Source organism: Halomonas sp. CKK8 (assembly GCF_029625235.1).
GTDB lineage: Bacteria > Pseudomonadota > Gammaproteobacteria > Pseudomonadales > Halomonadaceae > Halomonas > Halomonas ventosae.
This window is the reverse complement of record NZ_CP121193.1, coordinates 2,763,044-2,775,709: the sequence shown is the minus strand read 5'-3', so window position 1 is coordinate 2,775,709 and position 12,666 is coordinate 2,763,044. Positions and strand designations below refer to the sequence as shown.

Below are 12,666 nucleotides of genomic sequence, written 5' to 3'. Positions count from 1 at the left end.
TACGCTGGGGGGCTGGTTTGTATTCAAGCGGTTTCACTGTCAGAGATGTTCAATGATGATACACTGTACCGTACAAGCAGCTTTCTGCCAGCTCCTTTATCGCGCTGGCTGTGAGGTTGGGTAGTAGTACGGCAATGCGCCAAGATGGCCTTGGCAGGTGATATTCTGTTTTTGTTGATATCGGAGAAATACATGCAAGATATAAGACGTCTTGAGGTTGGCATGACCACAAAGATTGGCACGGATCAGGTGAAGGAGCCTGAGGTGGGTAAGGAGTATGTTCGGGCCCTCGATTCCAATACCTGGATCTTGTTCACTGAAGACCCGGCCGAGGATCGGCCAGTTGTTGTTCGCATTGATAGCATCAACGGCGATGTGTGCCACTGCACAGTCACTAGAAAGCTAAGTTGACCCTGGCGCGATCACCTTTTTCCCTCTCTTGCTTTGGTTGACTACGACAGCGTGCGGGTCGACGAAAGGGTCCTTGTTGGCGATACCTTTCTCGCTCACGATCAACGACTGGCCGTCCGCTATCGGCAAGCGGGGAGCGCTTAATCGCAGTGTGCTTCATGCTGGTGGCCCATGTATAGCTTGATGACCGCTGAACAATTCGTTTCTGGTCGGCTGACCCGATCACGTGGCCAGGTCATCGTCTCAGTCGTCACTACCTGACCACTTCAATTGCCCGCTTTCCCGGCTGCCGGAGTTTTTCCCGCTGCAGAACTAGGTACAAGCCATGCTGGCCCCGTCGACATGGCCTTGGTAGCGTACTGTCGGCACCTGATTGACGAGGGCGAACAGAGTGAACCGCTGCGCTGGGTTCTTTGCCAGCCCGCTTCTAGCGAACCTTCCGGTAGTCGAAGAGGTTATGGATGACATGAAATGAGGGCTCCATCTTGGCGCGGATGCTGGCCGTGGCCTTCTTGATCTCGGTCAGCAGCATTTTTGGGGGCTGTCTTCCTCCAGCTTGATGGTGCCTCGCTTGGCGCCGACACAGCACCCAGGATCCGGGGTATCCTTTTATTCGCCTAGATGCTTCCACATGCCGAACTAACCGCATTGCCGAATACCCCTTGTCGTCAGCCCGCATCAGATGACCAGTCATGATGACCCCGGCTACCCTGGCCGAGGTGGCAGCCAAAATATAGGTCAATCCAGTGGGCGCATCGACGCGGGTATGAGTCTTCATACCGAAACACCACTGGCGCCCTTCTTAGTCTGCTTCATCTCCGGATCGGGCTGCTTGGGCTGGTTCTTGGTGGGGAGATAGACTGGGTTAAGAGGGCTTGTCCGGACCAGTTCACGTGGGGACAAACACTGAACTTGCCCAGCTTAGATTTGCCCGGTTTAAGATGGAAGGTTGCTTTTGACTCACTTCGAAAAGCCCTTGGGCTCAGCGCCACCGCGCATAACGCCAAGCCCACGGAGGCAAGGAATATTTGCGCGATAGGCGAATCCTGAGCGGTGGTAGACAAGAGCAAAACGATCGTTCCAAGCGCCAGGGAAAAGAGGGGTTTCATAACACTTCCTGATTGCGAATATTTGTCGCCTATCATCTCGCCTTGGAGATTTGATAGGTTCATATTAGAGGTCAAGCATTTTGCCTTGGCTCGAAATCATATCTAGCTACTCACTGGCATTCTTCGAATGGCACGCTTCGGAACCGCAGTGCCGGATGGTTCTCCCAAGGCATCGCTGGCCCAAGGGATTCCCCTACTCCGAATGCGGCAATACTACCGGTCACTAGCCCGCTCGCTGGAGTGTGCCAGTAAATCATCAGGCCTCTCGCTCACCGCCGGAGCGATCCCCCAAACCGCTGATCCACTGCGCAACTGATAGCTGGCCATCTATCAGACGGCCGGTATATCGATCTCGACAAAGCCGACGCGATTTGTGCTGGAAGTAAAGTGAACTTCGAAAATGCTGACGAAGACTACCGACGCTTCGCCTAGCTGGTAGACCATGAGGAACCATGATTTTTCATCGATCCAAGGCAGAGGGCACCCAAAAAAGTTGGCTGCTGGAATCCAGTGTCGAAATCCTTGGCAACCACCGTTTTTCGAGTCAGATACTTCATGGTGTCAACAACTTTCTATTGGCAGAAACGATTATTTCTGGCGCAGCAGTGGTGCGTTGCAGTAGGTCAACGATGCTTTCATGTGGCCGTGAGGATCAGTCAAGGTAGGCGGCAATCGCGTTCATATAAGACAGTTGGGGCCGCGCCCTTTCGTCCCAGAACTCCAGAGCTTCTTCATTAAATGGATTTGGCTTGATTGTTTTATATGATTTATATTTTATTTTCGTGTTCTTCATTGAAATACACTCTATATTGGGTTGAGTTATCAGGCCTGAAGCGAAGTGCACAACGTCCTGTTTCGGCATTTCCTTTTTTATGCTTATCCTGAGGATGAACCTTGCAGAATGAACTCACCGTGCGCTGGCGAACACAGCGTTTCGGGATCGACAGAAGCGCAGGTTGCCGTTGGATACTCAAAGCCCCTCAGCCGGCGCGCTGGCCATGACCTCTCCCCAGAAACCGGTCCACCGTCAATGTGGGATTTCCGCTACGTTTACCCTGATAGCCGGAGATCTCGCGATGAAGCGTAATCGACACACCGAAGAGCAGGTCATCACCATCCTCAAGGCCCATGAGCGCGGCGTCTCGGTGGCCGAGCTGGCTCGGCAGAATGGTGTCACCGAGAAGACCATCTATTGCTGGAAGGCCAAGTACGGCGGTATGGAGGTATCGGAGGCCAAGCATCTGCGGGAGCTGGAGGCAGAGAATGCCCGCCTGAAGAAGCTGCTGGCGGAAAGCGCTCTCGACAATGCCGCGCTCAAGGAGATCGTCTCGGGAAAGTGGTGACGCCCGAAGCGAAGCGGCGGGCGGTAACGCACCTGGTGACAGGCGGCTGGCTCAGCCAGCGACATGCCTGTCGATTGCTGGGCCTGCCACGATCGGTGGCCCGCTACCAAGCGATGCCGCGTGACGATGAGCCGCTTTGGGCGCGACTGAACGCCTTGGCGACCTGCTACCCCCGTTACGGCTACCTGTTGCTGCACGCTCTGTTGCGTCAGGAGGGCCTGGTGGTGAATCGCAAGCGAACTTACCGGCTGTACCGTGAGGCTGGGCTTCAGGTCCGCACCCGGCGGCGCAAGCGACTGGTGCGGCCAAGAGCGCCAATGCCGTGTCCAGACAGGCCCAACCAGCGCTGGTCGATGGACTTCGTCTCGGATCAGCTGGCCTCGGGGCGCCGATTCCGCGTGCTGAACATAGTGGACGACTTCAGCAGAGAGTGTGTTGGTCAGCTGGTGGACACGTCCATTTCCGGGCGTCGCTTGGCCAGGCTCCTGGACGAGGTCGCGCAACAGCGCTCGCTGCCTGCCTCGATTGTCTGCGATAACGGCTCCGAGCTGACCAGCAAGGCGATGTTCTTCTGGGCGCGTGAGCGGAAGGTCACGCTGGCCTTCATCCAACCGGGCAAGCCGACACAGAATGCCTTCATCGAGAGCTTCAACGGCAAGTTCCGGGATGGCTGTCTCAATCAGCACTGGTATCTGAGCCTGACCGATGCCCGACATGAAATCGACCAATGGAGAGCCCACTACAACCATGTCAGACCGCACAGCTCGCTGGGCTATATGCCGCCCGTCGCCTATGCCCAGCGGTGTGCATGAAGGGGCGGTTTCTCACATTGTGGCTGGACCTAGATCAGGGGGGAAGGTCACGCTTTTGGCCGATAGCTGATGTGCAGCATAAGGTGTCTACCTTCGGATTGGGCAGGCAGGCGAAGGTGATCGGAGTGTCCTAGACTCGCTGGTATGGCGGGGCCGCCGGCAAGCGTGGCCGTTTTTCGGCGCTGCTCGCCGGCAGCGCCTACAGGCGTGCGGCCGCCTCGGTGGAGCGATCCAGGGACTGCGGTGGTCTTGTGAACGACGCAGGTGAATTTCCTGTCCTTTCCAAGGGAGGGCACCATGACTTTTCGACCCGACCCGACATTCCACGCAACGGCGCAGCTGGCCATGCAGGCGCCCGTGGAGAACTATGGCTTCACCGTGATGCTCAGTCCGGACGGCGCGCAACCGGACGCGCTCGCCGTGGTCGATCTGAATCCGGACTCCGACCGCTATGGCACCATCGTGAACACCCTGGCCATGCCCTATACAGGCGACGAGTTCCATCATTTCGGCTGGAACGCCTGTTCCTCGTCGCTGTCGCCTATGTCCGGCCATGCCTTCCTCGAGCGCCGCTACCTGATCGTGCCGGGGATCCGGTCCTCGCGCATCTACGTGATCGACGTGAAAGACCCGCTCGACGCGAAGATCCACAAGATCATCGAGCCCGAAGAGGTTTTCGAGAAGACCGGTTATTCGCGCCCCCACACCGTCCATTGCGGGCCCGAGGGCATCTATATCTCGACACTCGGTGGCGGCGGCGCGGACGGCACGGACGGACCGCCCGGCGTCTTCATCATGGATTGCGAGACCTTCGAGATCCTCGGCCGTTACGAGATGGACCGGGGCAAGCAGGACAAGCATTACGATTTCTGGTGGAACCTGCCGCAGGACTACATGGTCAGCTCCGAATGGGGGCTGCCGCCGCAATTCGAGAATGGCATCGTCGCCGAGGATCTTCTGGCGAACAAGTACGGCCATTCGATCCACTTCTGGGATCTGCGCCGGCGCAAGAATATCCAGACGATGGATTTCGGCGAGAACTACCAGATGGCGCTGGAGATCCGGCCCGCGCACGACCCGAAGAAATCCTACGGTTTTTGCGGCATTGTCGTGGACACCACTAACCTGCAAGGCGCGATCTTCACCTGGTGGCGCGGTGACGATGGCACTTGGCAGTCCAAAAAGACCATCACCATCGATCCGCGCCCCGAGGCGGCGGACAACCTGCCGCCGCTCCTGGAGGGGTTCGAGGCGGTGCCACCGCTGGTCACCGATATCGATCTCAGTCTCGACGACAAGTACCTGTACGTGGCCTGTTGGGGCCTGGGCGAGATGCACCAGTATGACGTGTCGGACCCCATGAACCCGGTCCTGACCGGAAAGGTGGAACTGGGCGGCATCGCCCGAGGCACGCCCCATCCAGGCGGCGGGGCCTTCGTCTTTGGCCCGCAGATGGTCGAGATCAGTCGCAACGGCAAACGGGTCTACTGGACCAACTCGCTCTATTCCTCATGGGACAACCAGTTCTATCCCGGGCAGGAGGGCGGCCAGATGGTCATGGCCCGTGTCGGTGACAATGGCGGTCTGACGCTCGATCCCGATTTCTACGTCGATTTCCCCAAGGGCTATCGCGCCCACCAGATCCGGCTTGAGGGCGGCGATTGCTCGACCGACAGTTTCTGCTATCCCAACCTCTGAATGGGGCTCGACGACGCGGTCACGGTGACGGCCCTTTGGGGGGCCGTCCTGCTTTCCGGGTTCTATCACGGCGTCAATCCCGGGATGGGGTGGCCGCTTGCCGTATCGTCCGGCTTGATGGACGGGCGGGGCCAGGCCATGGTCAAGGCGCTCGGGGCGCTGGCCGCCGGCCACCTTCTGGCGATGCTGGCGATCCTGCTGCCCTTTTCCATGATGACCGTACTGCTCGACTGGCAGACCGAAATCCGCGTCGGCGCCGCAGCACTGGTGATCGCCGCAGGTGCCTACCTGCTGATCAACCGCCGGCATCCGAGGATTCTTGCCCGGGTGCATCCCTCGCGCCTGGTGCTCTGGTCGTTTCTCGCCGCGATGGCGCACGGTGCGGGCTTGATGCTGCTGCCGATCTACCTGGGCATTTCCGGAACTGAGCCAGGTGAGGCCGGCCACGCGGCCGCGCGCGAACTGATGGGGCGCAACATCGGCTCGGCGTTCGTCGTGGCGCTGGCACATACCGCTGCCATGACGGTGGCCGGCGGCGTGATCGCCGCAGGGACCTATTACTACCTCGGGCTCAGGTTTCTGAAGCGCACATGGTTCAACCTCGATCTGGTCTGGGCGTTGAGCCTGATCCTCGTCGGTCTCTCGGGGCTGTATCTGGCCATCAACGGGCACTGACGCAGGCGTGGACACGATCGCGGGCCTGTTCCGTCCAACCAGTGGCGTTATATCAGCGCTGACTCAAAGACCGCTTCTGGACGGTTGCTGTCCTTCTTCCACGCTGACCTCTGCATTCCTTCGATAGCGACACCTTGGCACACGGCTAGGCGTTCAGCGGGCAACTCGCCACCTCATCGGGTCGATGACCCCCCCCGCCCACGAAATGGCCCGTGAGAGATCGCGGGTCATTTTCGTTGCGGGGGTGAGCATCCTGTTCGGTGCCGCCCGCCTGATGGTGACCGTCAGGCGGGGGCGTCACTCGAAGATATCCGGCCAGTGGGCATCGGCGGCCTCGATAAAGCCGGGAATGTCGCGCTCCCATCGCCACTGGATGAAGCGGCTGTAGTTCAGGTAGAGCTTGTCGTCGACGACCTTCCACGCCTCGGGCACGGTCGAGGCGGCCTCACCGCGGGCCGCCGCCCAGGCGCACCAGCCGCCGTACTGCGGGGCGTAGGCTTCGGGGTCGGCCTCGAAGCGGTCGCGATGCGCGGCCGAGGCGAACTGCCAGGTGGCCTCGTGCCACTCCAGTTGATAGTCGGGCGAGCCCGCCACCGGCCGGCCCTCGGTGAAGTAAGCCACCGGATCCGTGCCGCCGATGGCCAGGCCGTCGCGCGTGAAGATGCGCCCGTCGGCCGCCGCCCCCAGCGACCAGGCCAGGCCAGCCACCAGGACGGCGGCCCTCCACCCATGCGTGCGTTTCATGATCTGCCTCCTCTCGACCCTGCGGTCACAGGGCTCTGTCGGGCAACGGTCCCCGGCCTTACAGGCGTCATGGCCGGCCTCGCGGGGGCACGAGAGGGCACCTGTGTAAAATGGAATGTATTTCCAATAAATGGCCTTCTGGGCTACCATGGCAGTTCGATTCCCTGTCCTGGAGCCCTGCATGAGCTTTCACGTCTATCTTTCCGGCGAGATCCACACCGATTGGCGCGATGAGATCCGGCGCGGCGCCGAGGCTGCGGGCCTTGACGTAGTGTTTTCCGCGCCGGTGACCGACCATGACGCCAGCGATGCGGCCGGCGATCACCTGGGCGAGACACCCAGTCAGTTCTGGCGCGACCACCAGTCCTCCAAGGTCAACGCCATCCGCACCCGCACCCTGATCGAGAAGAGCGATCTCGTGGTGGTGCGCTTCGGCGACAAGTACAAGCAGTGGAACGCCGCCTTCGATGCCGGCTACTGCGCCGCCCTGGGCAAGCCCTACGTCACCCTGCACGGCGAGGAGATTGTCCATCCGCTCAAGGAGGTCGACGCCGAGGCCCAGGCCTGGTGCACCACCACCGACCAGGTCGTGGAGATCCTGCGCCACGTGCTCGAGGCCTGAGTCGGCACTTGGTTACACTGGGGGATATTCGCCGCCAGGAGGTCCTCCATGAGCATCGAGCTGAAGCGTGCCTTCGAGGCACCGAGTCGAGACGATGGCTACCGGGTGCTGGTCGACCGGCTCTGGCCCCGCGGGGTGGCGAAGGCCGATGCGCGGATCGACGAATGGCGCAGGGAGGTTGCCCCCAGCGACGAGCTGCGCAAGGCGTTCCATGACGGGGCCCTCGGCTGGGGCGAGTTTCGTCGGCGCTACCTGGCGGAACTCAAGGCGCATCGCGAGACGCTGAGAGACCTGGCCGTGCGGGCCGCCAGCGACACCGTCACCCTGGTCTTCGCCGCCAGGGACGTTCGCCACAACAATGCCGTGGTCCTCAGGCAGTACCTGGCGATGCTGGGCAGGTGAGCCGCGTGGCCGGTGACCGGGGGCTGACGTGGCCGTGACCTGGCCGCCGGGGGAGGCTGTGCTAGCTTCAAGTGGAATGGCAGTGTCTCTGCCGTCCACTCCTCGAGGTGGCTCATCATGCTGTTCATCACCAACCGGTTCCCCACCCAGAGCATCCGTACCCGGGCGAATCGACCCTTCGACTTCGACCTCAAGAACAACGCCGCCAGCAACTCGGTCTTCTACTGCGAGGAAGTCGCGGCGGGGCAGTACCAGGAACTCGGCAGCACGGCGTTCCTGCGGCGTCTGAAGGAGTCCGATGCTCACCAGGTGGTGATCTACATCCATGGCTTTTCCAACCTGCCGACGGACGTCTTCTCGGCGGCGCGGGAGTTCCAGGAACTCTGCGATGCCAGCCAGCCCGGCGAGGTGCTGGTGGTGCCCCTGGTCTGGCCCTGCGACAACGACATGGGCATCGTCACTGACTACTGGGATGACCAGGAGTCGGCGGACCTCAGTGCCTTCTCCTTCGCCCGTGTGCTGCAGCGCTTTCTGGAGTGGCGCGAGAGCGACCAGTTCGAGGTGGCCCCGACCCCATGCCTCAAGCGCATCAACATTCTGGCTCACTCCATGGGCAACCGGGTGCTGCGCGAGACACTGCGCGTATGGCGCAAGTACTCCCTGCCGGGTGGGGTGCCGATGCTGTTCCGCAATACCTTCCTGATCGCCGCGGATATCGTCAACGAGTCGCTGGAGGAGGGGCACAGCGGCGAGCTGATCGTCCATGCCTCACGCAATGTCACGGTCTACTTCGCCTCGGATGACCTGGCGCTGCGCGCCAGCAAGGCCTCGAACCTGAAGAACCGCATCGCCTCCCGGCGCCTTGGCCACTCCGGCCCGGAGGACATGAGCCGAGTGGCGCGCAATGTCTTCGCCGTCGACTGCGACGACGTCAATACCCGCTATGACTACCCCAAGGGGCACTCCTACTTCCGTTCCGGCGAGGTGTTCGGCGAGCCGGGCGTGGTGTTCCTTCACCTGTTCGCCGCCCTGCGCAGCGGGCGCGTCTTCCCCGAGGACGAGACGCGTCGCATGACCATCCTGCGTGACTGAGGTGCCTGGCGTCACAGCTTGGCGGCCTGCACGTGCATCCAGTCGAAGTTTCGCGTGCGCCCCAGGCTGACCCATCCCTCTTCCTCCCAGAGGCGCCACCAGGTGTCGTATTCCGGCCGGGCCAGCCGTGCCCGGTCGCGCCCCCACTTGAGCTTGTTGTGGGCCGGGTCCCAGTCGATGGCCAGGCCCCAGGCATGGGTCGACCAGCGGGTGCCGCCACGCTTGCGCCGCTTGTTGTAGCAGCCGCCATAGCGGTGAAGCCCCAGTTCCTTGAGGCGTTGCGGCCCGTAGTGGTCATGCACGCGGTCCAGGATGCGGGCCAGGCTGTCGGCGACCTGCTCGTGGCAGCCGATGCCGCTGGGGCAGGTGTTGAGGTCCCAGGCCAGCGCCAGTTTCCAGGGGCAGGGCACCACCACCATCGGCGGCTTGCGGGTCGGCGAGCCCAGCGTCTGTTCGAGCTCGGCCTCCCGACACCAGCCGTTGGGGTTGGCGTCCAGTGGTGCCTGGTCGCGCCAGGGGGTGGGCTTGCTGCCGGTCTCCTGGAGCGTGGCCAGGACGTCCACCGCATACTCGGTCTGGGGGCCCCACAGGCCGTCGATGGGGCCGACCTCGATGCGTTTCTCGCGGCAGGCGAGCTGCATGCAGGCGATGGCGCGACGCCGGTCACTCCAGCGCTCGGCACCGTCCGGCAGGCGGTCGGCCTGGGTCTGGAGGCTGGCATTCACGGCGGCGAGGGTCTTCGGCCCGCGAATGCCGTCGATCTTGCCGCGGTAGCGGTCATTGTCCGCGAGGAACCGCTGTAGGGTCCGGATGGCGGTCCTGTTCATGGCGTGATCTCCCCCTGCACAGGTTGCTGGCGCGGCCGTCGATGCGGCCGTGTTTCCCCACCTGCAGTCTAGAGGCTTCGGAGGGCACTGCCAGGCGCCCGGGAGCGGTCAACGCTCAGCCAGGGGAGGTCCCGTCGGGCAGCGTCTCTACCAGCCCCAGCGCCACGCAGAGCCGCACCAGTTCGGCGAGGTTGGCGGCCCCCAGGGCCTTCATGGCGCGCAGCCGGTAGACCTCCACCGTCTTGGCGCTGATCCCCAGCTGTTCGGCGATCTGTCGGCTGGTCATCCCCTCGGCCACGTGGACCAGGATCTGCTGCTCCTTGGGACGCAGGGCCGCGTAGCGTGCCTGCAGCTCGGCCAGGCGACGCCCGGCTTCCCGGCGGCGCTGGTGCTCGGCGAGGGCCTGCTGGACGGTGTCGATCAGCTGCTGGGGGTTGAAGGGCTTCTCGATGAAGTCGAAGGCGCCGGCCTTCAGCGCCGAGACCGCCATGGGCACATCGCCATGGCCGGTCATGAAGATCACCGGTGGTGCGTGCTCGAGCTCGTTGAGACGCTGCTGCACCTGCAGGCCTGAGAGGCCCGGCATGCGCACGTCCAGCAGCAGGGCATCACAGCCCTCGGGGTCGGCGGACAGGAAGGCCTCGCCATCGGCATAGGCGCAGGTGGCCAGGCCCACGGAATCAAGCAGCCAGGCCAGCGAGTCGCGCAGGGCCTGGTCGTCGTCGACGATGGCGATGCAGGAGGAGGGGGGCTCGGTCACGGGCGCCTCGATGTGCGGCCGAAAAGGGGGCCAGGGTGGATCCTGCCCGCAGTGTAGCGGCAAAGGGGGCGCCCTCGGAACCGTCGTCGACTCCCGCCGCGAGGCCTCGGTTCGCCCGCATCCGCGCTAGAGGGTCTTGAGGTACTCGACCAGCGCATCGCGGTCTTGTGCCGGGAGGTCGGTGCCGTACTCGTGGCCGGCATTGCCGTTGCCCGGCTGGCGGGTATCGTAGCGGAAGCCCTGCCGCTCGGCGGCCTCGCCCTCGTGGATGAAGCCCAGGCGGTCGGGATGATAGACGTCGTAGCCGCGATGGAAGACCACGGGGCGCTCCTCGGCGGGACGCAGCAGGTCCTCCACCGTGGGCACCGAGCCGTTGTGCAGGTAGGGCGCGCGCAGCCAGATGCCGGTCAGCGGCTTGGCCACGTAGCCGTCGGTCTTGACGAAGGCGTCGAAGTCCCAGGGGTACTCCTCGGCATAGGCGTTGTAGCGCTCGGCGGCCTCGGCGGTCCACATCGCCAGGCGGTGGCGGTCGGTGCCCACCTCCGGCTGCGGGATCACCGTGCCGGTGCGCGCGCCCTCGGGGCCATGGCAGCCCGCGCAGGTCTCCTCGAAGAGCACCTTGCCCCGCGCGGCCATCTGGTCGTCCCGGGTGTCGAAGGGGTAGGGCGGCGGCGCCAGTTCGCGCAGGTAGGCTTCCAGTTCGCCCAGCGCCTCCACCGGCAGGGAGTCGGGGCGGGCGCCGTCGCCGATGGCGCCGCTGAGCACGACTTCGGTGATGGCGTCGTTGAGCCCGTCCCAGTGCAGGGCGTAGCCCTCCTGCTCGTCCAGCGCCCATAGCGGCATGATGTCGGAGTTGCCGATGGTGTCGTCCTCGGCGGGGTCCAGGGCGAGCAGGTCGGGGTGGAACTTCACCGGGTTGAAGGGATCGATGCGCCCCGGTCCCCAGCGTGGCCGCTCCTCGGTCCAGCGGAAACGCTCGGCCTGCTCCAGCAGCCCGTCGCGGGTGCGCGGGATGATCAGGAAACGGTAGAGCAGGCGGTCGAGCCAGGAGAGCTCGGTCTCCTCCCGGATGGCCGCCAGCAGGGTGTCGGCGGTGAAGTCCGGGTCGGCGGCGGCATCGCCCAGGAAGCGCAGGTAGGCCTGGGGATCGAAGGTCTGTTGGGGGCCGGCGGCCACGATACGGCGTTCGCCGTCCACCGAGGTGCGGTAGGTGGCGGTGTGGCAGGCCGCGCAGTTGATGCCGATGCGCGGGAAGCCGAGGGTCTTCAGCGAGAACCCCACCGGCGTGGGTTCGCCCTCTTCCCAGACCACGCCCAGGGCGGCGTAGCCCGCGTCCTCCCCATCGCCCGGCAGGTGTTGCGGGAACACCTCCGGCAGCACGCGCCAGACCCAGTAGGGCAGCCCCTCCTCCGGTTCGGTGCCGATGGAGCCGTAGCGGTAGTAGGCCTCGACGCTATCGAAGTGCTGGGGCACCTCGCGGAACAGCTTGAACCAGCCGATCGTCGCCACCACGGCGCCCAGTGCCAACAGCAGCGCCAGCCAGATGAGCCAGTGACGGGCCCTGGCGTGGGCGTGATCCTTGCGAGCCATGACCGCTTCCTCCCGAAAGAGTCGAAGACACCGCTCAGCGTCGGCCGAGCGCCAGCAGCAGCATGCCCTGAGTGACGCCGAAGAACAGGTCGAACAGAGCGAGCAGCAGGAATTGTGGATACAGCAGCGTGAAGAAGGTGACCCCGGCGAAGCGCGCCAGCACCGTCAGCACGGCGACGACCCGGTAACGCTCGGGATCGACGGCTGCCGGCAGGTAGAACAGGCTGAGCAGGATCAGCAGCCAGCCGGCAAAGGCGGGCCACACCGTCTCGGCCACCGGTGTCCCGCCCACCAGCGCGATCACCGCATTGGGGGCGAAGACCGCGGGTACCGCCAGGGCCAGGTTGGCCGCCACGCCCAGCAGTACCATGAGGCGGAATCCCGTCGCGTAGCCACCCTTGGTCAAGCGTCCTCCTGGGCCCCGTGAGGCGGGGCGTGAGTTTCATTGAGGGGGGAGAGACCCTGTGCTAAAGGTTAGTTGTCACTTGCAGTAGGGTCACGTTCAGCCTGAGGGGTTGAGGTATCTCATGCCTCGGCGAGGCGAAAACCGGCAAGGGGCAATGCCCGCGTCCTGATCTCAG

The 12,666-nt window shown here is 63.5% G+C and carries 12 protein-coding genes; 6 read left to right on the top strand and 6 right to left on the bottom strand.

What is annotated here, in order from left to right; translation table 11 throughout:
• Positions 1-838 precede the first annotated feature (838 nt).
• Complete coding sequence (locus P8934_RS13140; protein WP_278031438.1) at positions 839-1,189, bottom strand: hypothetical protein; 351 nt, start codon at positions 1,187-1,189, stop codon at positions 839-841.
• Positions 1,190-2,596: 1,407 nt separating this feature from the next.
• Between P8934_RS13140 and P8934_RS13135 the strand changes: the two genes are divergently transcribed.
• The 3 genes from P8934_RS13135 (at position 2,597) to P8934_RS13125 (ending at position 6,048) form a co-directional block, all read left to right on the top strand.
• A protein-coding gene (locus P8934_RS13135) for an IS3 family transposase (protein WP_278031437.1) occupies positions 2,597-3,675 on the top strand; the annotation gives its coding sequence in 2 pieces (ribosomal slippage) (positions 2,597-2,852 and positions 2,852-3,675; 1,080 coding nt in all).
• A gap of 297 nt (positions 3,676-3,972) precedes the next feature.
• Complete coding sequence (locus P8934_RS13130) at positions 3,973-5,373, top strand: selenium-binding protein SBP56-related protein (RefSeq protein WP_278031436.1); 1,401 nt, start codon at positions 3,973-3,975, stop codon at positions 5,371-5,373.
• Positions 5,374-6,048: a hypothetical protein gene (locus P8934_RS13125; protein WP_278031435.1), complete on the top strand. Its 675-nt coding sequence runs from the start codon at positions 5,374-5,376 to the stop codon at positions 6,046-6,048.
• A gap of 297 nt (positions 6,049-6,345) precedes the next feature.
• Here the strand turns inward: P8934_RS13125 and P8934_RS13120 are convergent, their stop codons facing one another.
• Positions 6,346-6,792 (bottom strand): YHS domain-containing (seleno)protein, encoded by a 447-nt coding sequence (locus P8934_RS13120; protein WP_278031434.1) that lies wholly within the window; start codon positions 6,790-6,792, stop codon positions 6,346-6,348.
• 181 nt (positions 6,793-6,973) lie between these two features.
• Here P8934_RS13120 and P8934_RS13115 point away from each other — a divergent pair, with 181 nt between their 5' ends.
• From P8934_RS13115 to P8934_RS13105, 3 genes are all read left to right on the top strand, one after another.
• Complete coding sequence (locus tag P8934_RS13115; protein WP_278031433.1) at positions 6,974-7,414, top strand: YtoQ family protein; 441 nt, start codon at positions 6,974-6,976, stop codon at positions 7,412-7,414.
• A gap of 48 nt (positions 7,415-7,462) precedes the next feature.
• Entirely contained in the window at positions 7,463-7,816 is a 354-nt protein-coding gene (locus tag P8934_RS13110) for a DUF488 family protein (protein ID WP_278031432.1), read from the top strand.
• 117 nt (positions 7,817-7,933) lie between these two features.
• Positions 7,934-8,908: an alpha/beta hydrolase gene (locus P8934_RS13105; RefSeq protein WP_278031431.1), complete on the top strand. Its 975-nt coding sequence runs from the start codon at positions 7,934-7,936 to the stop codon at positions 8,906-8,908.
• Between the two features lie 11 nt (positions 8,909-8,919).
• Here the strand turns inward: P8934_RS13105 and P8934_RS13100 are convergent, their stop codons facing one another.
• From P8934_RS13100 to P8934_RS13085, 4 genes are all read right to left on the bottom strand, one after another.
• Positions 8,920-9,735: a M15 family metallopeptidase gene (locus P8934_RS13100; protein ID WP_278031430.1), complete on the bottom strand. Its 816-nt coding sequence runs from the start codon at positions 9,733-9,735 to the stop codon at positions 8,920-8,922.
• A gap of 115 nt (positions 9,736-9,850) precedes the next feature.
• Complete coding sequence (locus P8934_RS13095) at positions 9,851-10,495, bottom strand: response regulator (protein ID WP_278031429.1); 645 nt, start codon at positions 10,493-10,495, stop codon at positions 9,851-9,853.
• Between the two features lie 126 nt (positions 10,496-10,621).
• Entirely contained in the window at positions 10,622-12,085 is a 1,464-nt protein-coding gene (locus tag P8934_RS13090) for a c-type cytochrome (RefSeq protein ID WP_278031428.1), read from the bottom strand.
• A gap of 34 nt (positions 12,086-12,119) precedes the next feature.
• The gene (locus P8934_RS13085) at positions 12,120-12,491 is read right to left on the bottom strand and encodes a hypothetical protein (protein ID WP_278031427.1); all 372 of its coding nucleotides are present in this window, start codon (positions 12,489-12,491) and stop codon (positions 12,120-12,122) included.
• Between the last annotated feature and the right edge of the window lie 175 nt (positions 12,492-12,666).

Bases quoted from the DNA above. Each gene is read 5' to 3' on its own strand.
- P8934_RS13125 (WP_278031435.1), top strand. From the start codon at position 5,374: ATGGGGCTCGACGACGCGGTCACGGTGACGGCCCTTTGGGGGGCCGTC.
- P8934_RS13140 (WP_278031438.1), bottom strand. From the start codon at position 1,189: ATGAAGACTCATACCCGCGTCGATGCGCCCACTGGATTGACCTATATT.
- P8934_RS13100 (WP_278031430.1), bottom strand. From the start codon at position 9,735: ATGAACAGGACCGCCATCCGGACCCTACAGCGGTTCCTCGCGGACAAT.
- P8934_RS13120 (WP_278031434.1), bottom strand. From the start codon at position 6,792: ATGAAACGCACGCATGGGTGGAGGGCCGCCGTCCTGGTGGCTGGCCTG.
- P8934_RS13115 (WP_278031433.1), top strand. From the start codon at position 6,974: ATGAGCTTTCACGTCTATCTTTCCGGCGAGATCCACACCGATTGGCGC.
- P8934_RS13110 (WP_278031432.1), top strand. From the start codon at position 7,463: ATGAGCATCGAGCTGAAGCGTGCCTTCGAGGCACCGAGTCGAGACGAT.
- P8934_RS13105 (WP_278031431.1), top strand. From the start codon at position 7,934: ATGCTGTTCATCACCAACCGGTTCCCCACCCAGAGCATCCGTACCCGG.
- P8934_RS13090 (WP_278031428.1), bottom strand. From the start codon at position 12,085: ATGGCTCGCAAGGATCACGCCCACGCCAGGGCCCGTCACTGGCTCATC.
- P8934_RS13130 (WP_278031436.1), top strand. From the start codon at position 3,973: ATGACTTTTCGACCCGACCCGACATTCCACGCAACGGCGCAGCTGGCC.